Here is a 23212-nt window from a genome sequence, read left to right on the forward strand (position 1 = left end):
GAGCTTGCGTGTGCGTGGGGTGGTGCCTGATTGCCCAGAGTCGTCTGATTTCGTTGCAGGACAACGGAATCAGCGGTTCGCCGCCGAGCGTTTCGCCCCTTTTTCGGTGTCGCGTTGGTGTTCGCGGTGAGCGGTGACGGCGAGGAATGCGGCCGCCAGCATGGACAGCGTGATGTGCCGGTACCAGGCGTCGTGCTTGCGGACCTGGTAGTGGTCCAGCCCGGCTTCGTTCCTGGCGAGCTGGAAGGTTTCCTCCACCGCCCAGCGGGATCCCGCGACACGAACGAGCTCGGCGACCGGCACCGGGGTGGTGCTGCGGCAGACGTAGTAGGCCAACTCGCCGGGTGCGGAGATCGAGCGGCGCACCAGCAGCAGGTGCCCGCCGGGCGTGCCGGGGTCGATGAGCAGCCAGTCGTAGAGGCGTTCACCCTTGCTGCCTTCGCCGCAGGACAGGCGCTGCCAGCCGCGTTTCGGTGCCGCCGTGGCGAGGTCGTCGGCCCGCCGGGGTCCGGTTGCGGTGCCGAATCGGTGGTCGCGGGAGATGGCCATGACGTAGTTGATGTCCTGGTCGTCGAGCCAGGCGCGTAGTCGGGGGTTGTCGCCATAGGCCTCGTCCGCGGTGAACCACGGCAGCGCCTGCTGGCCGTGCTCGGCCAGCAGGCGCTCCAGCATGTGCCGGGCCTGCTGGGGCTTGGTGGCGAACTCGACCTGCTCGCCGATTCCGGCCCGCCCACACCGGTCCGGATCACCGGTCCAGGAGCGCGGCAGGTAAAGCTCCCGATCGCTCAGCGCCCGCCCGCGCGGTGACACGTAGGTCAAGAACACGCCCAGTTGGCAGTTCTCGATCCGCCCGGCCGTGCCCGAATACTGCCTCTGCACACCCGCCGATCTGGTGCCCTTCTTGAGGAATCCCGTCTCATCAGCGACCACCACACCGGCCGGATCACCCAGATTGTCCAGCACGTAGCGGCGCAGACCGTCGCGAACCACGCCGGCGTCCCACCGGTAGAAGTTCAGCAGCCGCTGCATCCCATCCGGCGACAGGTCCCCGGCCTGCTCCGCGATCGTCCACGAGTTCTTCCGCTCCGCGCCCGAGAGCAGCCCCAGCAGATACAGCCGCGCCCGACGCCGCGAGCCCGCCTGCGCAAACCGGCCCGCTACCAGCGCGAACAACTCATCGAACCCCGCCCGCCACCGAGCAACACGATCATCAACTACAGTCCATGACGCGGCCACCGCGTCTACTTCGAGTTCCAACACACCTTGAAGCTGATCACGCGGTGGCCGTCCTCATGACCACGACACGCCAACCAAGATCACACTATGCAGCTGCCGTACTAGCCACGCTGACCACGAGCTTGAGCCGGATCGATTACGAGAGGGTCGTTCCATTGATCCATTCGAGAGGGATGAGCTTCTCGCCGCCTCGCCAGTTGTGCTTCACGGAGTCTTGGAACCAGTCATCGACGAGGTAGGCATGATCGCAGACGATCACCTGCATCTTCGGAGCGAGTTCAGCGACGACATCGTAGATCAGGCGGAACAGTCGGTTGACCGCTTCGCGGTCCGTGTCGCGTCCGGGAGTTCCGGTGTTCTGGTCGACTTCGGAGCGGTACCAAACCTGGGTGGGCTGATCAAGCATGAGCAGTCGCGGTACTGGTCGGTCCTGTCGGACGAAGTATCGGTGCAGAGCGAGGTGGGTGACGAGGTGGTAGCCGATCCAGTTCTCGCCGCTGCCGATCCGAGACAAAGTCGCCGGGCCGTGTTCGGTGTCTGTGACTACGGTCAGGCGGTTGAGGTCGAGGCGGACGCTCTGGCCGTGGTGTTCCAGTTGTAGGTACTCGGCCCACGTGGTCATGTCGTGGCTGATCGTGACGAGACGTGAAGTGAGTTGTTCGCGTTCCTCGTTGGGGTCGAGTTCCGCTTCCAGGCTTTTGCACCTGGTCGAGGGCGTTCTGGTAGAGCTGGCGGAGCCGTTCCAGCTCTACCGGGAAGTTGGTGGGAAGCTTGGTCAGGGTGGCGTGGATACGGCCTCGGGTGAAGTCGTGTCGCGCGGTGTCCGGGCCTGTCAGTGACGGTTTGGCTCGCGGTCAAGGCTTGGAGGGCGGCCTCCCCGGTCCGAAGCTCGGTACGGACCGCGGTGATCTGATCGTCCAGCGCTTGGAGGGCCGCGCGGCGTGCGGGTCGCGCCGCGTCCTGAACCGCCCCGGGTTCGGTAGAGGCTCGTTACTGGGGTCAGGCGACCAAGCTGGTCAGGTCGCCCAATTCGTACAGGGTCTCGAACTCGGTCGGTGGCCGGTAGCCACAGGCCTCATGAAGCCGCCGATCGTTGTACCATTCGACCCATGCGGCGGTGGTGATCTCGACTTCGTTCTTAGTATGCCATGGCCCTTGTGGTTTGATCAACTCGGTTTTGCAGAGTCCGATCGTGGATTCCGCGAGAGCGTTGTCGAGCGCGTCGCCGATGGTGCCGATTGACGCGTCGATACCGGCATCGATAAGATGCTGGGTGAACCGGAAAGAAGTGTAGTGACTCCCTGCGCCGGAATGGTGGATCAGTTTATCTTCGCCCGTCACTCGCTGATAGTTGCGATGGTGCAGCCCCATGTCGATGGCGTCGAGAACCAGGTCGGTTTCCTTGGACATGCTGCAGCACCAGCCCACGATTTTGCGGGAGAAGGCGTCGAGGGCGAAGGCGGTGTACACGGTGCCGGCCCAGGTGGCGACGTAGGTGAAGTCGGCCACCCACAACCGGTTCGGGGCGCCGGCCGTGAACCGGCGTTTCACCAGGTCCGAGGCCCGCGCACCGTCGAGATCGGAGATCGTCGTGCGCACGGTCTTCCCGCGCGCCGCCCCGGCGATACCCAGGCGACGCATCAGCCGTTCCACCCGGCCCCGCCCCACCATGACACCGTCACGCTTGAGCTGGCGCCAGATTTTCCAGGCACCATAAACACGATAGTTCTCGTCATACACTCGTTGGATTTCTCTCATTAATTCCGCATCGCGGAGCTCACGCTCAGACTTCAGGCGGTTGAGCGCGGCATAGTAGGTAGACGGAGCGATCTTGATACCGAATTCGGTCAGCACGGTACAGATCGGCTCGACTCCGAACCGGTCCTTATGTTCCGTAATGAACGTTACGAGCGTGGCGGTCGAGGGTCGAGCTCCCTCGCGAAGAAAGCCGATGCGGCCTTCAAAATCTCGTTAGCCCGACGCAGCTCCGCGTTTTCCCGGCGCAGCCGCTTCAACTCGGCCGATTCCTCACCGGAGGTGCCCGGCCGCGTGCCCACGTCGACCTCGGCCTGGCGCACCCACTTGCGCACGGTCTCACCCGACACGTTCAGCTTCGCCGCGACCGAACAGATCGCCTCCCACTGCGACGAATGCTGCCCGACCTGCTCAAACACCAACGCCACCGCACGCTCACGGAACTCACGCGAGTACCTCGTCCTCCGGGTCATGATCCACATCCTCACTCAACGAGTGAGCCTCCATCAGACCCGGGGCGGTTCAATATCGTGTTTGTGTTGACCAACGGGTGTTTGTGGCGCTTGCTGCCACCGTCCTTCGGGGTCACGGTCCCCACCGCGCACCGCCGGTTCACCGAGTGGACCGCGCCGGTCTCCGGCGGCGGCTGCGCCACGCGGTGCTCGACGAATGGGGCAGCCAAAGACTGATCAACTGACCCCGCGCGGTCCTGGACGGAGCCTCTGTCAGGGCCAAAAAAGGGACCTCAAACATATCCTCGACATCGTGCGCCTACTGCGACAGTGTTGCTGCCACATCGTCGATTGAAGCCCCTTTCAGCAGGTACAGAATGGGTATATCAACGCCGTACTGGTTCTTGACGCGGGTTCGAATCTCCGCGGCCATGAGCGAGTCCATTCCCAGCTTTTTGAGTGGGCGACGGTGGTCGAGGCTTTCGGTTGAGAGTCTCAGCACGTCAGCGATGAGTTGGCCGACTTGATTGCGGCTCTCCGGCGTGTTGACGGTGTGAGCTTGTCTGTCTCCTGCGGGTGGTGCCTGCTCGGGTGTTGGTGTGCTGCGTGCGTGGCGAGTGTGTACGTCTTGGTCGAGGGGCGGTGCCAGTTCGGTGAGCAGGCTGCGGGTGGCGCGGTCGGGATAGGTGTGGGCGTAGGTAGGCCAGTCGGCTGGGGTTACGACGACGTGGCCATTGACGCCTCGGTCAAGTAGTTGTCCGAGCATGGCAGCGCCACGTTCCGGAGTGAAGCTGGCCAGTCCTGATGGGACACGAAGTTGCCGTTGACCGTTGAGCCGGACCGCCATGCCTGCCTCCCAGAAACCCCAGCCGATGCTGAGCGTCGGCAGGCCGCGCGCGCACCGGTGCAACGCGAGTGCGTCGAGCCATGCGTTCGCTGCGGCGTAGGCACCGAGCAATGGCGATGGGAGTACCGCGGCCGCTGAGGAGAACAGCACGAAGAAGTCGAGTGGCCGGTCCGCGAGAACGTGGTGTAGCGCGGTGGCACCTTGAAGTTTCGGGCGAAGAACCTCGCGGATCTCGTCAGCGGTCAGCTCGGCGACAGGTGTGTGGCTGCCAATGCCTGCGGCGTGTACGACGCCTCGGATGGGGCGATTCATGAGCGTACGGAGTGCGGGTTCGTCGGCGACGTCGAGCGAGTGGTATTCGACGTCGACGCCTCTGTCACGCCACCGATTCAACGTTGCTGTCCGGTGATCCGGCGTGGGGCTGCGACCGATGAGGAGAAGATGGCGAGCGCCACGATCGATCAACAGGTCGGCGACCACGACACCGAGGTCCCCCAGTCCGCCGGTGATGACGCATGCGGGTTCGCGCTGGGCGATGCCGACCGACACTCGTGTGGTGGTTTGTTTGGACGGGAGTGGTTGAAGTTCGCCTCGGTGCACCAGTGCCAGCACCTCGTGGAGCAGGGCGCTGAGATCCTGGGCTGGCAGGGACGTGACGTCGACCCGGTGGTAGGAGATGTTAGGTGGCCACGTGGACGGGACCTGCCCGCCGAGCTGGACACACCGTCCTCCGTTGGGGACCGCAGCGCCGGTCGTGGTGAACACAACATCCACGTGATCACTTGGTTCACTGATTCCCGCCCAGCCGAGCAGAGCTCGTTCCTCGACTGTGTCAGGGGGTGAGGCCGCTACGGTCGCGTCTAGCAGACGGGCAACGTGCATTGCGGCGATCGCCTGAGGCGCTGTCGGGGGATGGATCAGGACCGTTTCGCCGGGGCGTAGCCGCGCGAGGTCTCTCAGTCCGTATAGAGCGGGTACGTAGGTGTGCGGGAGGGTCACTGCTTCGACGGGAGTGAGTCCGTGCGGCATCGGAACCGTAAGAGCGGCCTCTGTCAGAACGGACGAACCGACAGATGTGACCGCCATGGCGAGGACGATGTCTCCTCGTGCAGGCGTGCGGACGTCGGGGCCGACGTCGGTGACGGTGCCCACGCAGCTGGACAATCCATGATCGCCGCTCGTGCTCGTCACCTCGATGCGTACCTGTCCGGGTCCCGGCTGCGGCGTGGTTGCAGCGGGCGAAGGGTATGTCGTGAGGCGGGCGGCGTATCGTCGACCTTCCCTCAGCGCGATCTGGTGCTCACCGAGGTCGAGTGCCAGTTCGTTTACCAGCGCGGCGAGGTCTGTCTCTGTGGGGTCCTCCGGTAGGTCGATCGCGGTCGCACCAAGCGTGGGGTGCTCGACCATTACTGTCCGAACAAGACCCCACAGTGTTGCGGCTTCGGGATAGGGTACGGTGTCGGATTCGCTGACGGCTTGGCTGCCTCGGGTGATTATCCACAGGCGGGTCGCACCGACTCTGCTGTCGAGTGTTCTGACCAGATCCGCCAGCTCGGAGCAGGCATGTTCACCGTACGCTGTGAAAATGACGCCGAGCGTGTCGTTGATGTCGCCGAGCTCAGTGTCGACAACGCCGGGAAGACGGTCGCGCAGCGGGAGATCGTCACCGATCACCAGCCATCGTTGTGGTCGTTGCATGGCGGGAGCCGGCACAGTGGAAAGTGTGCGCCATCGCACTTCGTGTAGCCAGTCGTTGGCAGAAGGACGTTGTTCTCCGTTGAGCAGGCGAGAACGCAATCCCTCGATCTCCATGAGCGAGCTGCCGTGCGGGGTGGTGATTCGCAGGTTCCCCCCCGAAAGAATTCCCGTCGTCGTACTGGTCGTCGAGATGGGCGATGACGGATGGTCCTGGTTGCCCGTACCAGCGGACCCTGGCGATCGATTCGCCGGCGAACGGGCCACGGATGGGTACGGCGGCGATCTGTCCGCAGGCGTCGAGCAGCGCCGGATGGAATGGGTAAACCGCCAGTTCGTGTCGCAGGTGTGAAGGCAATTCGAGCACGGCCAGTACTTCCCGGTTACCACGACGTAGTTCGGTGATCCCCTGGAAGGCCGGGCCCCACTCATTGCCTTGCGCGCGATGCTCGGCATAGAAGTCCGCGATGTCCAGTTGAGTGGTGCAACGCGCTCTCCAGGCATCGGGGTCGACGGTGACAGGCGCGCCGGACGGCGGCCGCCCGATGCTTCCGGTGGTAAGCGTGATCCAGCAGCCGTCGGCATCCTGACCACTGACGGTGAACCGGCCACCCTCCAGCTCCGTCCGCAACTGTGGTGGCTCGTCTGTCAACGGCAACGGTGCGAGGAATCTGATGTTTGTGAGCTCGATCGGACCTGTACCAAGTTCTCAGTGCGCGGCCTGTAGAGCGACATCGACGGTGACCATGCCTGGCAAGATCGGCGCGCCCTGGACACGGTGTTCAACCAGGTAATGGGTGGACGCGGCCGTGGCTGCAACGCCTGCCGCAGGTTCTTCCGCGGGCACGTCCGGGAGCCAGTAACGCTGATGTTGCCAGGGGTAGCGAGGCAAGTCGTGGTGCGGAGCACGACCTCCGTACACGCCATGCCAGTCGAGTTCCACCCCCGCGGTGTACAGCTCGGTCAGGTGGGCATGCAGCGCGACCTTACCGGGTTCACCCCGCATCAGTGACCCCAGTGTCCTTGCGGCACCACATTCGGAGATCGCGTCCGTGAGTACAGGGTGCGGACTGACTTCCAGGAACACCCCACACCGCCGGGCCTCCGCGGAGATCGCATCCGCGAACAACACCGGCTGACGCAGGTTGTCTGCCCAGTAGTGGGCATCCAGTTCGGTGCCGTCGAGGGTGCCTCCATGCACAGTGGAGTGGAAACGCACCTGCGCTGCTCTCGGACGGATGTTGGTGAGAGCCTCGAGCAATGGTTCCCGAATCGGATCCATCAGCGGGCTGTGCGAGGCGAAGTCGACCCGCACCAGGTGCGCGAACAAGCCTTGGTCGGTGAGGGTGTCCACCACCGCCCGTACCCCGTCAGCGGGACCAGAGATTACGGTGGCGTTCGGACTGTTGTGGGCCGCGATGCTCAGTTCACCGTCCAACCGTGCCGCCACATCGCCCGACGGCAGCCCGACGACAGCCATCGCCCCGGTACCGCTGACCTGCTTCGCCAGACGGCTACGCAGACAGATGACCTCGGCGGCGTCGGACAGATCGAGGGCACCGGCCACGTACGCGGCGGCTACCTCGCCCATGCTGTGACCGATCACCACGTCCGGTTCCACCCCCCAGCTACGCCACAAGACGGCCAGCGACACCTGCATCGCCCATAGAGTGGGTTGCACGACATCCAGATCGGACAGTGCCTCGGGCGTGTCGTCGGCCAGAACGTCGAGTAGTGACCAGCCCACGTGATCGGAGATGACCTCCGCGCAGGCATGCAGGGTGTCCCGGAACACCGGCTCCGCATCCAGCAGGTCCCGGCCCATACCCAGCCACTGCGAGCCTTGACCAGGAAACACGAACGCCACGCCTGGCGCTTCGTCGACAGCACCCGAAGGTGGCTGCGCGGCCAGTACCGCCCGGGCAAGCTGTTCCGCGTCGCACCCGGAGACCGCAAGCCTATAGGGATGATGCTCACGCCGCTGCGCCGCAGCGGCGCACATCCTCGGCACGTCAGCCGGGTCGAGGTCGCGCAGCAGCCTCGCGTAGTCGCTCGCCAGCACCCGCAATGCGACGGGGTCCGCGGCAGAAACGGGCAACACCAACGAATCTGGGGCGGGCAGTGGTTGCGACCGGGGTACATCGACCGAGGCGACCGCGATGTGCGCATTGCTGCCCGCGATACCGAACGAGCTGACCCCGGCGACCGCACTGCCCTCATGCGGCCAGGGAATGGTGGTGTCCGGCACCGCCAGCCCGGCGCGCTCCCAGTCGAGTGCGGGGTTCGGCTCGTGCACGTGCAAGCTCGCTGGGATCTGCCGGTGATGCAGGCTCAGCACGGTCTTGATCAGACCGGCGACACCGGCTGCGCCTTCGGCATGGCCGATGTTGGTCTTGCTCGAACCGACCAGACATGGGCGGTCGGTGGCGCGCCCGGTACCGAGTACTTCGGCAAGAGCTCGCAGTTCCACCGCGTCACCGACACTCGTACCGGTGCCGTGTGCCTCGACATAGTCCAACTGCTGTGCGTCGAGACCTGCGTCGGCGAGCGCGGCGCGCAACATCGTGACCTGACCTTCCTCCGACGGCGTAAGCAGATATCCACTGGAACGACCATCGCTGTTGGTCGCGCTACCGAGGATCACCGCGTAGATGCGATCGCCGTCGGCGACAGCTCTGCTCAGCGGTTTGAGCACCACCACACCGATGCCGTCACTGCGTACGAAGCCGTCGCCAGACGCATCGGCGAATTTGCACCGCCCGTCTCTGGAAAGCATCCGGCCCCGGCAGTAGGCGATGCTCTCATCCGGCAGCAGCACCACGTTCGTGCCACCCGCGATGGCAAGTTCGGACTCCCCGTCGCGAACGCTGCGGTACGCGAGATGCAACGCCACCAACGATGAGGAGCATGCGGTGTCCACTGAGATAGAGGGTCCTCTCGCGTCGAGGGCGAAGGAAACTCTTCCCGCCAGCACAGATCTGGCCGTACCCGTCACCGCGTACACGTCCATGTCGGGTAGTCTGCTCGCAAGATCCGCATAGTTGACCGCGATTTCACCGACGAACACGCCGGTGCGAGTGCCTTCGATCTTGCCCGGAACGATGCCGGCGTCGTCAAACGCGTCCCATACGACCTCCAGCAGGTGACGCTGCTGTGGGTCCATTCGCTCCGCTTCCCGCGGCGAGACACCGAAGAATGCCGCATCGAACCCCGCGACGTCGTCCAGAAAGCCACCCCACCTGCTGTAGGTGCGGCCGACGGCATCGGGGTCGGGGTCGAAGTAGGAGTCGATCGGAAACCGATCATCGGGAATCTCCCGCACGACATCCAGTCCGTCATGCAGCAACCGCCAGTACTCGTCCGGGCCGTCGGCGTGTGGGAAGCGGCAGCCGATTCCCACAACAGCCACCTGATCGACGTCCGTCATGCCGCGACACTCCCCTCCAGCTCCCGGTACACCACGTCGACCACCAGTGGGTCATGAACGAAAAAATGATCTCCCGGAAGCGTCCGGATGATCGCGGGGGTCGTAGTCAACTCCGACCACCTGCGCGCGGCGTCCGCGGTGACCACCGGGTCATTACGACCGACAAGCACCGTGATGGGGCACGACAGGACGTGTCCCCTGTGGCGATAGGTCTCAACCACAGCGGCGTCAGCACGCAGTGACGGCAGCGCGCGCCTCAGAGCGTGCTGGTCCGACTCCACCGCCTCAGGAGTCCCGCCCGTTGCTAGCACCTGGGCCAGCAGTTCGTCGTCGGACAACTTCCGCACCGGCTTCAACCGGCTCGGGCGGTGCGGCGCGCCCGCAGCAGCGGCGAACAGCCGCAACGGCACCACGCCATGATCACGCTCCAGCTCCACCGCGGTCGCGTACGCAAGCAGCGCTCCCATGCTGTGGCCGAACAACGCGATCTCTTGTTGACGCGAATAGATCGCGATCTGACGCGCCAGCCGGGTCGCAATCTCCTCGGCCGACGTCAACGCCGACTCGTCGGCACGTCGCCCGCGTCCAGGAAGGAACACAGGTACCACCCGCAGCGAGGTCTGTTGCTGCCAGCCCAGATACAACGATTCACTACCGCCCGCATGCGGGAAGCAATACAGATGAGTTTTCCCGTCAGGACAAGGTTCAAACCAGTCATCAAGCATGATCCTCACCATCCGATGGCATACTCATTATGTTGATCAGCAACTTTCATGAGAGCACGTCCATGCCGGAAATCAAAGAGAGGTCACCCCAACCGAGTATCCGACAGGAAGCGGATGACCTCACACAATCAGCAGCATGGGTCAACGCTCTCGCCCAAAAGCACCGTAAGACGCCCGTGGCGTGAAACGAAGGCATCGTCGGATGCGGTCGGATGCGGTGGATCAACAGGGGTGGTTCAACGGCCGGCGAACCAGGCGCGGACTGATGTTCTGCAGATGACCGGCGAGGGTTGGCTGTTGGCGATTCTGACGAAGAAGGCGACGGAGTTGGCGCTAGAACCGAGAAGGACGACTATGTTCGGCCGTGTTGAGCACCACCCACAGCGGCCGGAACAACAAGACTCTCGCAGCATCCGGCGCGGCATGACCGCAGCATGTCAGCGATCCGGTGGACGATAACGTGATCTTTTTCTGTTTTTCGTGGATCGACGATATGCGATAGCACGTGTTGACGCACGTGCATGGCACTTTGATCATTTTACGAATTCACGCCATCCTTGAAACTTCACTCGTTCGCCGTAGAAAACTATGAACTAGTCGAAAACTCCTGCATACCGGCTACATAACGTGGAGCGTGGCTGCGAGAACAGGGTTCCAAAATCACACTACCGGGGTAAAGTGGGATTACTGCAGGTTACACTTCCCGGACAAGGATGAGAGACATATATGATCTCATCATGCGGGGAGTTTAGACTCGTGCAACCCTGTAACAACGTGTCTCATGTGGCGGCTTTACGGAGTTTTTTGTAGCAGGCGATGGTGGCGAGGAAGGCGTTAAAGTGGTTGGTGTAGAGCTCGTATCGGATGGTGAGTCGACGGGAGTCGAACAGCCACGCGATCGATCGATGACCCAACGATGTTTGCCGAGCTTCGTGCCGGTCTCGATCCCTTTGTGGGCGATACGGACGATGATGCCACGCTCGCGTACCCACTTCCGCGGGGTTTGGTGCGCCGCTGGGTGATCCCGTTCTCCCGGCAGATCCGCTCGAACAGCACCTCGACGGACTGAGGGCGGTTGTGGCGTCCGGTGAACTGTGCGCCGTTGTCGGTGAGCACTTCCGAGGGCCCCCGTAGCGGCGCATGGCCTCGGTGAAGGCTGCGCACACCGCTCGACCCGAGGGCACCGCGACCACCGCCGCGATCACCACGAACCGGGAATGATCATCGATACCGGTCACCAGCTTGCACGAGCGGCCGTCGGCCAACGGGACACCACCAACGATGCCCATCTGCCACAAGTGCATCGGTTCCTGCCGTTGCTACCGTCGGTACTTCCGCTTGTGTTGCTGGGCCTGCTGATTGATCAGTCCATTCCGGACCAGAACCCGGTGCACCGTCGCCCGAGACGGGGTCCGGTCGGCACCACGTCGGCCAAGTTCATGGCTGATCCGGCGGGCACCCCAGCGCGGATGCTCCCGTCGCAACTGGCACGCCAGCGCCTCCACGTCGGCAGCAACACGGTTCGGGTTGGTGCGCGGACGCCGCGACCGCTCGGCCAACCCAGACTCGCCCTCCCGCTCAAACCGCTGCCGCCGTATGCAGTGACTGCCGAGAGGTTCCGTACCGCGCTGCCACCTCCCCAACCGGAGAACCGCCCAACACCTCACACACCGCCCGGTAGCGGTACTCCACCAGCACCTCGGACTCCACGCGGCCCCTCGCCCCTCACCAACGATCAACGGACCGCCGAAGAAGGTCACTTACGCCGGAGACCGTCAAGAATCTCCCGATAACGATCGGTCAAGGATGTCCAGAGACCGCACACCGACAGCGGCAGGCGGGTTGGTGTTCGTCCCAGGCCAGGGTTCGGGCGCTTCGCCTCCGCCATGGTGCAAACGCGCGAACTGCCCCGCTACTCACAGCAGCCTTCACAGCTTAAGCTCATCGTCATCGTGCCTACGTTCTGGCGGGCGGCGAAGAAGCTGGGAAGCAGGTAGTTGCAGGCCGGGCGGGGCCAGTCCTAGCTAATGCGCTCAGGCGGCAAGCGCCTCGGCGCCGGGGAGATCGAACTCCCCGTTGCAGACGCCTGCGACGAACGCAGACCACTCGCCCGGAGTGTACGACAGGGTCTTGTTCGGAGTACGCAGTGCTCGAAGGCTTGCTCCACCGTCTGCATCGATCGTGATCTGTATTACTGTGCTTGTGCCAGCCGGTGCATCCCCAGCCACTTCGTCCAGAAACGTTGCCCAATGACGGGCGGCGATGGTCAGAATCGGGCCGGCACCGCAGTCCTTGCTGTCGCGGATGTGGATGAGATCGGTGTCGAAGAATACCTCGACGCACTGATTGCCGTCCGGGTTGCTGAAGGTGCTCTTGAACCACGCTCCGACGACGCTACTACGGCGAGTTGTGCTGGTGTTGTTGGAGGTCATCTCCGCTGCTGTCCTTCGTGTGTGTCCTGCTTCGTCAGTTGCGAGGTCATAGGGTTCCGGCGAGATCAAGTAGGAAGCGACGCGTCTGCTCCGGGCCTGAGGCTGCGGCTTTCTGCTGCTCCCACAAGGTCAGATACCGGGTCGTTCGCTTGGTGTCGTCCACGTACGTCCCACCATCGTGTTGTTCCAGGTAAACGATACTGACCGGTGGCTTAGTGTCGTAGCCGAAGATGGTGTAGTCGTGCCCTTGGCCCATGTAGTAGCCGGTGCTGAACGGCACGATCTGTAGCTCGACGTTCGGCCGATCCAGGGCCTCGACAAGCCACAGGACCTGCTCTTTGACGATCTCCGCACTGCCGGTGATGCGGCGCAGGGCGGCCTCGTCGATGATGAACCAGAACTGCTGGTCGGTGTTGTCGAGTACCCGTTGCCGCGCTAGCCGATCGGTGGTGTCGCGGTCGATCTGATCCCGACTTGGCGAGGGGCGCCAAGCCCGGAATAGCGTGCGCATGTACTGCTCGGTCTGCAGCAGGCCGGGCACGACCAGAGCCTGATACGAGAAGAAGCGCTGGCAACTTGGTTCCATATCGACCAGTAACCGCATGTGCTGGCGAAACCGCGTGCTGAAGGCCCCGCGCTTGGTCCGGCGGTTGCCTTCGGCCTGCAGATCCCTCACGTACGCCTGTTCGGCCTCGCTGGTTCCGTAGCGTTCCAGCAGCGCATCCAACTCCTTCGGCCGGATGCCACTGCCAGACTCGACATGCGCGATCTTCTGCTGGGTGCAGCGCAAGATCTCCGCCGCATCGTCCTGCGTCAACCCAGCATCGACGCGCTGCCTGGCGAGTTCATTACCCAACACGATCTTCATCACCGCTGGTGGGAGCTGTTGCTGGGCCACGCCTACCTCCAAATCGCAACCAGCTTGATCACGCATAGCACAGGCCGATTCACTCGTTTGTGCGTGTACTCAACTTGAGTACACTAGTTACGGTCTAGACAAGCCGTACTCCGGGCCACCAAGCCTGCGAGGTCGAGTCTATGAGTACACAAGTTACGAGCTTAGTCGACGAGGAGCACGGCCATGGTGGCGCACCCCATCGGTGTCCCTGCCCAGTACTAATGCCGCTGGGCCTCCCGAGTCACCGGCCTAAGCACGCTCGGCCCGCTTCACCCCAGCGTGACCAACGCGCCGAGTTGCTGCCAGCAGCGAGTGGCGCTTCGTCCAGGTCCCACGACAACTCCGCGCGCTACGCGCCGTCGTTTATCTGTGGCGTGGCTCCGGCTCTCCAAACGTCCTGCCCGATCCGCTGCCTCGCCGACGGTTCCTCGAGTGGAGCGGTCAGGACTGGACCATGGCGGCCCCGCCGGGGCCCCGTGGCATCTACGACCTCCGGTGGGCAAGCGTTGCCCGCGACCGCCGCCTGATTCCACCGCAGCTTCGAAGGCGCCCCACCCAAAGGAGACCGGGGAGTCGAGATGTGGCCTTTCAGCCGACGAGGGCAGACGACGCCGAAAGCGATCCTCAGCGAAGCCGTGCGGTGCAGAGACGAGCGTGGGCACAGCACCGCGGCAACGGGCGGAGTGAGCGAGAAAGGGCAGGTCACGCTGACCGTGCCGGTCGGCGGGACCGTGGTATTCAGCAGGCTTCAGGTCGGCGTTCTGCGGGCACGGTTGACGGCCGCTGCGGTCTGGGCTGATCGGACGTTCTGCCGATGATGCGCAGGCGGAGGGGGCATGTTGGCGACACGGTCGGAGATGGCGGCCTGTTCTTGGCGCTGGGTGGTGGGCTGCTGTGCTTTCTCGCGCTGCTCGGCGTGTCCACCCTGACGGGAGCGTGGGTCGGCCGGAGCCTCCTGGAAATAGGCCTGATCGTGCCGCTGGCGCTGGTCGTGCTGGTGCTCGTGCTGACAAGCCGGGACAGGCCATGAACACGCGTCGGCTCCTGTTCCTGGCGGACGCGTTGATCGACGCCGACGACTCGGCCACCAGCGGGTTCATCTGCCCGGTTCCGTGCGAACGGTTCGGTGACGGCCGGATCTCGCTGTGGCCGCGACCACGGGTTCGGCTGAATCCGTCCGGCTACCCGATCGCGCTGGAACTCGACCTCCGCACCTGGCTGGTCACCTACCACGGGGAGCGGACCGGTACGGGTGGGCTCACGCTGCCGATCGAGTGCCAGCATCGACCAGCCGCCGCCGACGTCGCCGAGACCTTCCTGGACCACCTGGCCAAGCGCCGGGTGTTCCCCAACCATCCGGAACACCTGGCCCAATGGTGCGCCTGGTGGTGCGAGAACTACGCCTACGCCCGGCCCATGAGGGCCGAGCGGTGACCGCGCCGCCTCGGTGCCGCGCTCACCCGGCGGGCGGGCCCGAGCCGCGCGGACCCGAGGACGCTGCGCTGATCACCGCCGTCCGCCGCGGGAGGGCCAGCGCCTACGGGCAGCTGTACGAGCGGCACGTGGCCACGGCCTACCACCTGGCGCACCAGCTGACCAGGTCACCGGCCGACGCCGACGACGTGGTGGCCGAGGCGTTCGCGAAGGTGTGGGACGCCCTACGAGCTGGGAAGGGACCGCACTCGGCGTTTCGTGCGTACTTGCTGACCACGTTGCGGCACACCACCTACGACAAGACGCGCAAGAACCGCAGAATCGACCTCGCCGAAGACATGACCGAACTCGGTCGCCTCGCCGCCGGGGCATTGACCGTACCGTTCTCGGACCCCACGGTGGCCAACCTGGAACGCACGCTGGCGGCAAAGGCGTTCGCCAGGCTGCCTGAACGTTGGCAAGCGGTCCTGTGGCACACCGAGGTCAAGCAACAGTCTCCTGCCGAGGTCGCGCCGCTGCTCGGGCTCACCGCGAATGGGGTGTCCGCGCTGGGATACCGGGCACGTGAAGGCTTGCGCCAGGCATACCTCCAAGTGCACCTCGCCGACACCGCCCCAGCCCGGTGCCGGGCCACCGCCGACCGGCTCGGCGCCTGGACGCGGGGTGGCCTGGCCAAACGCGAACGCGCCCAGGTAAAGGCACATTTGGATCACTGCGCCCGGTGCCGGACCCGCGCCGCCGACCTAGACAACGTCAACGCCACGTTCCGTCACGCCGGGCGCCGCCCCACATGATCGAACGGACTTCCTGCGGGTTAAGCCGGTCACGGTCCCGGCTGGATGAGAACCACGGCGAGTGCACCAGCCAGAAGGAAGGGACCGAGGGGGACGTCGCTGCCCGGCTCCAGCCGTCGAGCGGCGCGGAGCGCCAGCAGTGCGATGGCCGCCGTGAGCCAGCCCAGCAGTGTTCCCACCAGCACGGCCGTCCACCCGGCCCAGCCCAGCGCAATGCCCAGCAAGCCGCCAAGCCGGAGATCCCCGCCACCCATCTGGCCCGGTCGGAGGAAGTAGATAGCGCCGTAGAACGCGAGGAGCACGAGCATGCCCGCAGCGGAGCGGATGAGCGGGTACGCGTCGCGGCTGACGATGGCCGCCGCGCCGAAAAGTGCGGCCAGGATGACTCCGGCGGGCCAGAGCAGCTTGGTGGGCAGTTGGCGGGAGGTCCAATCGATCACGGCTAGCGGGACGCTGGCCGCTGCGAGCCAGGAGTATGCGAACAGGTGGGGCTCAGTGCCGGTACGCCAGGCGAGCGTTGCGAACAGGGCTGCGGTAATCAGCTCCGGTAGGGCTGGTGGCGCGAGTCGGCCTGTCCCCTCCGGAAGGAGTGAACCCCGCTCGACGATGACGCGCAGACCACCGCCAACGACGAGACCGACCAGGCCCCACCCAGCGATGCCGGCTGCGTTCATGGTCCCGCCGGTGCCTTCGACGAACGATTCGCAAGAGTGACAGAACCATTCATCGTGTACCCCCTGCAGCTGCTGATTACGAAATCTGGTGCAACGAACCTACGATTCAACACTCTTGGACACGCCGCGATTAGACCGTTTGAGTGAACTTCGGTCCATTTGCCCTGTTCCGACACCTGTGTCCCTGCATAGGGACATTGCAGTCTCCTGGGGGTAACCGGGTAGAGGTGATATGTACCACAGTTAGATCGAAGGGAATTTTCGCGGATCCGAGGGGGGCACGTGGTCGACGGCAAGGTATGCGGTCGCAATGGCCAGTACAGGGCGGGACTGGTTGCTGCCGGACTCACGGCGCTGGCGTTGGCGGCTTGCAGCTCGAACTCGTCTTCGGCACCTGAGAGCACGGCTGGAGTGACAACTCCTCCACCGTCGAGCAGTGCATCCCCATCACCGGCCTCTCCCGCCGATCGTGCACGTCAGCAGGCGACGGCCGCTTACACGGGGATGTGGCAGCAGATGGCCAAAGCCGGCGAGACCTCGGACTGGCAGTCACCCGAACTCGCGAAGTACGCGACCGGCGATGCGCTCGGGGTGATCAACCGCAGCCTGTACACCGACCACCTCAATGGCGTCGTGTCCAAGGGCGCGCCAACGCACAACCCCCAGGTGTCCGAAATGAACCCGACCGACAATCCGACCACGGTCATGATCTCGGACTGCAGCGACAGCTCGAACTGGCTGAAGTACAAGGACGGCCAGTTGCTCGACGACACACCGGGCGGACGGCGCTCGATCACCGCAGAAGTCAAGAAGCAGCAGGACGGCACGTGGAGGGTCACCCGATTCGCCGTGGAGGGGGTGGGCTCGTGTTGAAACGTGTAGGAGTCGTGGTGGGTTTCTCCGCGGTCGTGATGGTGGCGAGCTCGCTTCCGGCGTTCGCCGACGACGGGTTCGGGTTCACCGACTGCAGCCAGTACCCCAACCCCGGCTGCGAGCTCGGCGCGGGCAAGTACCCCCGGCCTGGGGCCAGTAACCACGGCAGCGGCGACACGAAGCCGGGCGCCCCTGGGAGGAGTAGGCCCGATACCGGGCGGGCCCAAGCCAACGGCGACACGATCATCGGCGGGAACACCAACCTGGCCCAGTGCGGGTACGAGCGCAGTGGGTATCAGGGCCCGCCACCCGGAGGCGCGCAAGCGGCGTCCTTCACCGTCCCGTCCAGATCCGGCGTAATCACCGCGATTCCTGTCGTGTATCAGTCGCGGAACAAGCCAGCCAGCGTGCAGTTCGCGGCTACGGCGCCGCGGCTCGCGCAGGATCAGCCGACGTCGGGCGCCTGGTACGTCTACAAGTGCACTGGGCCTGGATTCCGCGACGCCCTGTACCGGCCGCCGGTTTGGATCGCGGATGGACAGCCCGGTCCGGCGCCGCTGCCGTCTCCAGCCGAACTCGCGGCGCAAGCTCGGAACCAGTTGCGGCTGCCCACTCCGAAGATCAAGGCGAACCCGGCCGGGGACCAGTTGGTCAACCTGCCGACCTGGTTGTGGTTGGACCGCAGCAGTTGGGGTGACGTCTCGGCCACGGCGTCCGTGCCGGGTGTCTCGGTGACCGCTGTCGCGAAGCCGACTTCGGTGACCTGGTCGATGGGTGATGGCGGTTCGGTGACTTGCACCGGTCCGGGCTCCCCGTTCCCTGCCGGGGGTGACCCGAAGAGCGCTTCGCCGGATTGCGGCTACACCTACCGCATCTCGTCGGCCGGGCAACGCGGCGAGGCATTCCCGGTAACCGCCACCGTGGCCTGGACAGTGACCTGGTCGGGGGCCGGCCAGGGCGGAACGTTCCCGAACATGACCACGACCGGCAGCGCGGCCTTCCGCGTAGCGGAGAGCCAGGGAATCGCGACCGGCTGAGCCCAAGCCCCTCGCCCGATGAAGGCGAGCGTGCACAACGAAACACCCTGTTACGGAGGGCCCGTCGACCACATCGGATCGACGGCGCCGCGATGGCTTTGTGCTGAAGGAGGTCCGGTGGTGACCACTACCGCGGATTCGACCAGCACCGGCACGACGACGGACCGAACGTCGCCCAATGCCTGGGCTGGCCGTGACGGCAAGGCTCCTTCGCGGCTGAGCGGCGGGGGCCGGCGGCGCAGCGTTCCGTACCTGCTGCTCGGTGTCCTGCTGGTCGTGGCGTGCTCGGCCGGGGGTGTGTTCGCCGGGATGCAGTTGGGCGACAGGGAAAGCGTATTGGCGTTGGCTCGTCCCGTTGCGGTGGGCCACATGCTGACTGCGCAGGACCTCAAGGAGGTCAGCATGGCGTCAGACTCCGAAATGGATGTGATGCCGGTATCGTCGGCATCCGCAGTGGTGGGAAAGCCGGTCGCGTTCAGCCTGCCCGCCGGTTCGTTGCTGACACGCTCCGTCCTCGGGACCCCGCAAATTCCTGCGCGGGGAAAGGCAATTGCCGCCGTTGGGCTGAAGTCGGGCCAATTCCCGCCCGACCTGTTGCCCGGAACCACCGTCGCGGTGCTTACCACACCGGGCCAGGGCACGACTACAGGAACTTCGACCGGTGAGACTTCGTCGTGGATCGCGGTGGTGACCGGTATCGCCACGCGCGAGACTGAACAGACCACTGTGGTGTCCCTGCAACTGTCTGAATCGGACGCTCGGGCATTGGCCTCTGCTCCGGCGGGTCAACTCAGCCTGGTGACGATCGCGGGAGGTGGTCGCTAATGCTCATCGCAGTCTGTTCACTCAAGGGCTCGCCCGGCGTCACCACGTTGGCGACCGCGCTCGGCGCGCGATGGCCAGGACAGGAGAACCCGATCGTGGTCGAGGCCGACCCCGCCGGCGGCGACCTGATGGCCCGCTTCCGGCTGCCGGAATCACCGGGTCTGGTCAGCCTGGCCGCCGCGGCACGGGGCCGCGGCGGCACCGACCCGAACCTGCTCGCCCAGCACACGCAACTTCTGCCCGGTGGCTTGCGCGTGGTGCTCGGGCCGGTCGGCGCCGAGCAGGCCCGCGCCGCGTTGTCGGTGCTGGCCGTAGGAGCCTCGTCCCCGCTGCGCTGGGCGGCCGACCAGCTGGGAACCGCGGTCATTGTCGACTGCGGCCGAGCGGATCCTGGCTCACCCACGTTCCCGATCATCCGCAGCGCCGACGCGATGCTGTTGGTCGCCCGCCCGCACGATGATGAGCTCGCGCATGTCGCGCTCAAGCTGCGAGCCGCTCAGCAGTGGTCCCGCAAGCCGTGCCTCGTACTCGTCGGCGACGGCTACCCGACCGCGGAGGTCTCCCAGGTCCTCGGGATCCCGGTGATGGGTCGGATCCCTCGCGACGACAAGGGCGCCGCAGTGTTGTGCGGGCAGGGAAACGGCCGGCACGGCCCGGCGAGGTCCACGCTCGGACGCGCCGCCGCCAAGATCGCGCTGAACGCCTACGCACACTGGCATGCCACCAACAATCCCGGCGGCACCCGCGGCCCATACCTGCGACAGGCAGTGCCGAGCGAGCCGGTCTCGGGTGCGGCCCTGCAGCCCCTCGGACCGCAGACCCGAAACGGCGCGACCCCATGAGCCGGCCCGGACTCGGCGGCGTACGCTGGACAACCACGCCGAACGGAGCTCGACCGCAACCTCCTTCGGCGAACCTGCCCGGCCCGGCCGAGGTTCCGAATCGGCCCGCGGGCGAAGCCGCGACCGTGGACCGGCTGCGGCAGTACCTGCGTGATCAGCTGTCCACGCAACTCAGCCAGCGCATCAGGGACGACGAGAGCGCCGGCCGAGCGCCGATGGGCACCGTGCAGCGTCGGCAGATGGCCCAGGTGATCCTGCAAGACGCGGCCGAGGCTCATGCGCAGGCCGAGATGCGGCTTGCCCACGATCTGGTGCGGCCGGAAGTTGAGCAGCGTGTGATTGCGGCGGTGCTTGACGAGGTCTTCGGGCTGGCCGGTCTGGAACCGCTGCTGGCCGACACCGAGATCGAGAACATCAACATCAACGGCTACGACCGCGTCTTCGTTCGATATGCCGACGGCCGCCGCGCCCGCTTGGCGCCGGTGGTGGGCTCGGACACCGAACTCGTCGAGCTCATCCGCGACCTGGCCACCCGGTCCGGTGCGGAGGAACGCCGTTTCGACCGTGGATCGCCGATCGTCAACTTCCAGTTGCCTGGCGGTGAGCGGGTGTCGGCGGTCATGGCCGTGACCGCACGGCCCTGTGTCTCGATCCGGCGGCACCGCTTCACCAAGGTCACCCTGGCGGAGCTCCGGGAGAACGGCACCATCGACCTGGCGTTGGAATCCTTCCTGACCGCGATGGTGCGCGCCCGGCGCAACGTGCTGATCACCGGTGGGACCGCGATCGGCAAGACCACCATGCTGCGCGGGCTGGCCTCGGCCATCCCGCCCTGGGAGCGGTTGTTCACCATCGAGGATGTCTTCGAACTCGGCCTCGGCGAAGACTCCGACGCGCACCCGGATGTGGTGGCGATGCAGGCCCGGGAACCCAACCTGGAAGGCGTCGGTGAGGTCTCGCTGTCCGAGTTGGTGTGGCAGTCCCTGCGCCAGAGCCCGGACCGGGTGATCGTGGGCGAGGTCCGCGGTCCCGAGGTCATCCCGCTGACCAACGCCATGAGCATGGGCAACGACGGCAGCATGGGCACCCTGCACTCCTCCACCAGCCAGGGCGCATTCACGAAGTTGGCCGCCTACGCCGTGCAAGGCCCTGAGCGGCTGCCGATGGAAGCGACCAACCTCCTGGTCGCCGCGGGCTTGCATTTCGTGGTGCACCTGGACAAGCCCCGCGGGGAGAACAGCAAGCGCGTGGTGTCCTCCATCCGCGAAGTCGTCGGCGCCGACGACCGGCAGATCATCAGCAACGAGGTGTGGCGACCGGGCCCCGACCTGCGTGCCGTGCCGGGCGCCCCGTTGCGCGCCGACACCCTCGACCTGCTCGTCGGCACCGGCTTCGACCCAGATCTGGCCGAGCGGCGTGAAGGGTGGTGGCAGCCATGACGACCACCGCCGCCCTGTTCGGCCTACTCGGAGCGGGCCTGGCGGTCGGTGTCCTGCTCATCGTGGTCGGACTGCGCGGCCGGCCCGCCCGTCCGGCGGCGCCGTCGCGCCTGGGCACCTGGCTGATCGCACACCACGACCGCAAGCAGATCGGCTGGCTCGTCGTAGCAGTGCTCGCCGGCCTGGCCATCGGCGCGCTCACCGGCTGGGTGGTCGGCGCCATCCTCACTGTCCTGGCCGTGGTCGGCTTGCCGCGGATCCTCGGCTCGAACGTCGACCACCAGCGCCACCTCGAACAGATCGAAGCGATCGCCGGGTGGACGGAGATGCTGCGGGACATCCTGGTCGCCGCGGCCGGTCTGGAACAGGCCATCCTCGCCACCGCCCCGGCCTGTCCGGCCGCGATTCGCGAGGAGATCACCGAACTGGCCGTCCGGCTGGAACGCGGTGAACGCCTGGCACCGTCGTTGCGCAACCTCGCTCACCAGCTCCGTGACCCCACCGCGGACCTGGTGATCTCCGCGCTCGTCCTGGCCGCCGAGCACCAGGCTCGGCATCTGGCCGACCTGCTCGGCGAACTCGCCAGTGAGGCCCGCGAGCAGGCATCGATGCGGATGCGGGTCGAGGCCGGACGCGCCCGCACCCGGACCAGCGTGCGGGTCATCGTGATCACCACGCTGGCCTTCGCCATCGGGCTGGTGCTGCTCAACCGCGGCTATCTCACCCCGTACGACTCGGCGTTCGGCCAGCTCATGCTCCTGCTTGTCGGGACGCTGTTCGCCGGAGCTTTCGCTTGGCTGGCCAGGATCGTGCGCCTGCGTGAACCGGAGCGGTTCCTGACCGAGCTGACCACGATCCGACCACACGACGTTGAGGCCGCCGACCTGCTCGCCGGAAAGGGGACGTCGTCATGATCAGCCCGTTGTTGTGGGGTGCTGGGCTCGGTGTCGGATTGTGGGCGCTGGTGGTCTACCTGTTCCCACCACGGCCACCGCTGCGTGCTCTGGTCGACCGGCTGCATGCGACACCGGCACCGCCACCGATCCTCGCCGCCGACTCCGACGGCTGGGCCCTGCGGGTGGGCAAGCCGTTCGTCAAGCCGCTGGCCGCGCTCGGCCTGCCCACCCGCAAGCTGCGCAACGACCTCGCGGTCACCGGCAAGAGCATCGAGCACCACCTGGCAGAAAAGGCCACTCTGGCGCTGACTGGGCTGCTGCTGCCCATCCTGATGGAGCTCCTGCTCGTGGTGGCCGATGTCAGCCTGGGCTGGGAAGTCCCCGCCGTCGCCAGCCTCGTCTTCGCCCTGGGTGGCTTCCTGCTCCCCGACCTCAGCGTCCGGCAGGAAGCCGAACGGCGGCGTTCCACCTTCCGGCACGCGCTCTCGGCCTATCTCAACCTGATCAGGGTACTGCTGGCCGGCGGCGCTGGCGTCGACGGAGCACTGTCCGACGCCGTCGGCATCGGCAAAGGCTGGGCATTCCAACAGCTCCGCCGCGCACTGGTCACCGCCAAGCTCACCCGAACCACACCATGGTCCACCCTTGGACAACTCGGCACGGAACTCGGCGTGCACCAAATGTCAGAGTTGGCCGCGTCGGTCAGCCTCGCCGGCACCGAAGGTGCCCGCGTACGCGCCAGCCTCGCCGCCAAGGCCGCGGCGCTGCACACCCGTGAACTCACCGACGCCGAAGGCGAAGCCCAGGCAGCCACCGAACGCATGAGCCTGCCCGTGGTGATGCTGTTCGGCGGATTCCTTGTATTCATAGGCTTTCCCGCGCTCGCGCAGGTGCTGGGAGGTCTCTGATCTCACGAGAACAGTCCATACCG

General features: G+C 65.6%; 20 protein-coding genes and 4 pseudogenes. 12 read left to right on the plus strand and 12 right to left on the minus strand.

What is annotated here, in order from left to right; all coding sequences use genetic code 11:
• Positions 1 to 69 precede the first annotated feature (69 nt).
• The 3 genes from KOI47_RS28710 to KOI47_RS28720 all read right to left on the minus strand — a co-directional run bounded on the left by KOI47_RS28710 (position 70) and on the right by KOI47_RS28720 (position 3464).
• Entirely contained in the window at positions 70 to 1236 is a 1167-nt protein-coding gene (locus KOI47_RS28710) for an IS701 family transposase (protein ID WP_408629958.1), read from the minus strand.
• A gap of 136 nt (positions 1237 to 1372) precedes the next feature.
• Complete coding sequence (locus KOI47_RS28715; protein WP_216217624.1) at positions 1373 to 1930, minus strand: DUF3732 domain-containing protein; 558 nt, start codon at positions 1928 to 1930, stop codon at positions 1373 to 1375.
• A gap of 305 nt (positions 1931 to 2235) precedes the next feature.
• Positions 2236 to 3464 (minus strand): IS3 family transposase gene (locus KOI47_RS28720; protein WP_232376322.1). Its coding sequence is split into 2 segments (ribosomal slippage): positions 2236 to 3185 and positions 3185 to 3464, totalling 1230 coding nucleotides; the frame shifts between segments, so codons are not numbered across the junction.
• Between the two features lie 51 nt (positions 3465 to 3515).
• On the opposite strand from KOI47_RS28720, the pseudogene KOI47_RS28725 reads away from it, so the two are divergent.
• Positions 3516 to 3685 (plus strand): annotated as a pseudogene (locus KOI47_RS28725) (transposase); the annotation flags it as partial.
• 77 nt (positions 3686 to 3762) lie between these two features.
• On the opposite strand, the gene KOI47_RS28730 reads toward KOI47_RS28725, so the two are convergent.
• Positions 3763 to 6102, minus strand: a complete 2340-nt coding sequence (locus tag KOI47_RS28730; protein WP_216209709.1) for an SDR family NAD(P)-dependent oxidoreductase — start codon at positions 6100 to 6102, stop codon at positions 3763 to 3765.
• On the opposite strand from KOI47_RS28730, the gene KOI47_RS28735 reads away from it, so the two are divergent.
• Positions 6101 to 6337 carry a hypothetical protein gene (locus KOI47_RS28735; protein ID WP_216209711.1) on the plus strand — a complete coding sequence of 79 codons (237 nt, stop codon included), beginning with the start codon at positions 6101 to 6103 and terminating at the stop codon, positions 6335 to 6337. The genes KOI47_RS28730 and KOI47_RS28735 overlap by 2 nt on opposite strands.
• Here the strand turns inward: KOI47_RS28735 and KOI47_RS36555 are convergent.
• The 7 genes and pseudogenes from KOI47_RS36555 to KOI47_RS28765 form a co-directional block, all read right to left on the minus strand.
• A pseudogene (locus tag KOI47_RS36555) lies at positions 6305 to 6643 on the minus strand (polyketide synthase dehydratase domain-containing protein); the annotation flags it as partial. The gene KOI47_RS28735 and the pseudogene KOI47_RS36555 overlap by 33 nt on opposite strands.
• A gap of 51 nt (positions 6644 to 6694) precedes the next feature.
• Positions 6695 to 9412 (minus strand): type I polyketide synthase, encoded by a 2718-nt coding sequence (locus KOI47_RS28740; protein ID WP_216209713.1) that lies wholly within the window; start codon positions 9410 to 9412, stop codon positions 6695 to 6697.
• The gene (locus KOI47_RS28745; RefSeq protein ID WP_216209715.1) at positions 9409 to 10137 is read right to left on the minus strand and encodes a thioesterase II family protein; all 729 of its coding nucleotides are present in this window, start codon (positions 10135 to 10137) and stop codon (positions 9409 to 9411) included. The genes KOI47_RS28740 and KOI47_RS28745 overlap by 4 nt, the downstream gene beginning before the upstream one ends.
• 779 nt (positions 10138 to 10916) lie before the next feature.
• A pseudogene (locus KOI47_RS28750) lies at positions 10917 to 11134 on the minus strand (IS5/IS1182 family transposase); the annotation flags it as partial.
• Positions 11134 to 11847 (minus strand): annotated as a pseudogene (locus KOI47_RS35965) (DDE-type integrase/transposase/recombinase); the annotation flags it as partial. The pseudogenes KOI47_RS35965 and KOI47_RS28750, both read right to left, overlap by 1 nt.
• A 323-nt stretch (positions 11848 to 12170) precedes the next feature.
• Positions 12171 to 12569: a DUF397 domain-containing protein gene (locus KOI47_RS28760; RefSeq protein ID WP_216209720.1), complete on the minus strand. Its 399-nt coding sequence runs from the start codon at positions 12567 to 12569 to the stop codon at positions 12171 to 12173.
• A 46-nt stretch (positions 12570 to 12615) separates the two neighbouring features.
• The gene (locus tag KOI47_RS28765; protein WP_216209722.1) at positions 12616 to 13467 is read right to left on the minus strand and encodes a helix-turn-helix domain-containing protein; all 852 of its coding nucleotides are present in this window, start codon (positions 13465 to 13467) and stop codon (positions 12616 to 12618) included.
• Positions 13468 to 14281: 814 nt separating this feature from the next.
• Between KOI47_RS28765 and KOI47_RS28770 the strand changes: the two genes are divergently transcribed.
• The 3 genes from KOI47_RS28770 to KOI47_RS28780 are packed head-to-tail and all read left to right on the plus strand — an operon-like array spanning position 14282 to position 15695.
• Positions 14282 to 14497: a hypothetical protein gene (locus KOI47_RS28770; protein ID WP_216209724.1), complete on the plus strand. Its 216-nt coding sequence runs from the start codon at positions 14282 to 14284 to the stop codon at positions 14495 to 14497.
• A complete protein-coding gene (locus KOI47_RS28775) occupies positions 14494 to 14901 on the plus strand; it encodes a hypothetical protein (RefSeq protein ID WP_216209726.1) in 408 nt (135 codons plus the stop codon). Before KOI47_RS28770 ends, KOI47_RS28775 begins: the two co-directional genes overlap by 4 nt.
• Complete coding sequence (locus tag KOI47_RS28780) at positions 14898 to 15695, plus strand: sigma-70 family RNA polymerase sigma factor (protein ID WP_232376323.1); 798 nt, start codon at positions 14898 to 14900, stop codon at positions 15693 to 15695. Before KOI47_RS28775 ends, KOI47_RS28780 begins: the two co-directional genes overlap by 4 nt.
• A 29-nt stretch (positions 15696 to 15724) precedes the next feature.
• Here the strand turns inward: KOI47_RS28780 and KOI47_RS28785 are convergent, their stop codons facing one another.
• The gene (locus tag KOI47_RS28785; protein ID WP_216209730.1) at positions 15725 to 16369 is read right to left on the minus strand and encodes a prepilin peptidase; all 645 of its coding nucleotides are present in this window, start codon (positions 16367 to 16369) and stop codon (positions 15725 to 15727) included.
• Positions 16370 to 16885: 516 nt separating this feature from the next.
• Between KOI47_RS28785 and KOI47_RS28790 the strand changes: the two genes are divergently transcribed.
• From KOI47_RS28790 to KOI47_RS28820, 7 genes are all read left to right on the plus strand, one after another.
• On the plus strand, positions 16886 to 17242 hold the full coding sequence (locus KOI47_RS28790; RefSeq protein ID WP_232376324.1) for a hypothetical protein: 357 nt from the start codon (positions 16886 to 16888) through the stop codon (positions 17240 to 17242).
• Between the two features lie 38 nt (positions 17243 to 17280).
• Positions 17281 to 18279 carry a hypothetical protein gene (locus KOI47_RS28795; RefSeq protein ID WP_216217626.1) on the plus strand — a complete coding sequence of 333 codons (999 nt, stop codon included), beginning with the start codon at positions 17281 to 17283 and terminating at the stop codon, positions 18277 to 18279.
• A gap of 120 nt (positions 18280 to 18399) precedes the next feature.
• Positions 18400 to 19104: an SAF domain-containing protein gene (locus KOI47_RS28800; protein ID WP_216209732.1), complete on the plus strand. Its 705-nt coding sequence runs from the start codon at positions 18400 to 18402 to the stop codon at positions 19102 to 19104.
• Positions 19104 to 19946: a ParA family protein gene (locus KOI47_RS28805; RefSeq protein WP_216209733.1), complete on the plus strand. Its 843-nt coding sequence runs from the start codon at positions 19104 to 19106 to the stop codon at positions 19944 to 19946. The genes KOI47_RS28800 and KOI47_RS28805 overlap by 1 nt, the downstream gene beginning before the upstream one ends.
• The gene (locus tag KOI47_RS28810; protein WP_216209735.1) at positions 19943 to 21385 is read left to right on the plus strand and encodes a CpaF family protein; all 1443 of its coding nucleotides are present in this window, start codon (positions 19943 to 19945) and stop codon (positions 21383 to 21385) included. Before KOI47_RS28805 ends, KOI47_RS28810 begins: the two co-directional genes overlap by 4 nt.
• Positions 21382 to 22299, plus strand: coding sequence for a type II secretion system F family protein (locus KOI47_RS28815; RefSeq protein WP_216209738.1), 918 nt, complete (start codon positions 21382 to 21384; stop codon positions 22297 to 22299). The genes KOI47_RS28810 and KOI47_RS28815 overlap by 4 nt, the downstream gene beginning before the upstream one ends.
• Positions 22296 to 23189, plus strand: coding sequence for a type II secretion system F family protein (locus tag KOI47_RS28820; protein ID WP_216209740.1), 894 nt, complete (start codon positions 22296 to 22298; stop codon positions 23187 to 23189). The genes KOI47_RS28815 and KOI47_RS28820 overlap by 4 nt, the downstream gene beginning before the upstream one ends.
• Positions 23190 to 23212: the final 23 nt, after the last annotated feature.

Origin of the sequence: Amycolatopsis aidingensis (assembly GCF_018885265.1) — a bacterium.
Classification (GTDB): domain Bacteria; phylum Actinomycetota; class Actinomycetes; order Mycobacteriales; family Pseudonocardiaceae; genus Amycolatopsis; species Amycolatopsis aidingensis.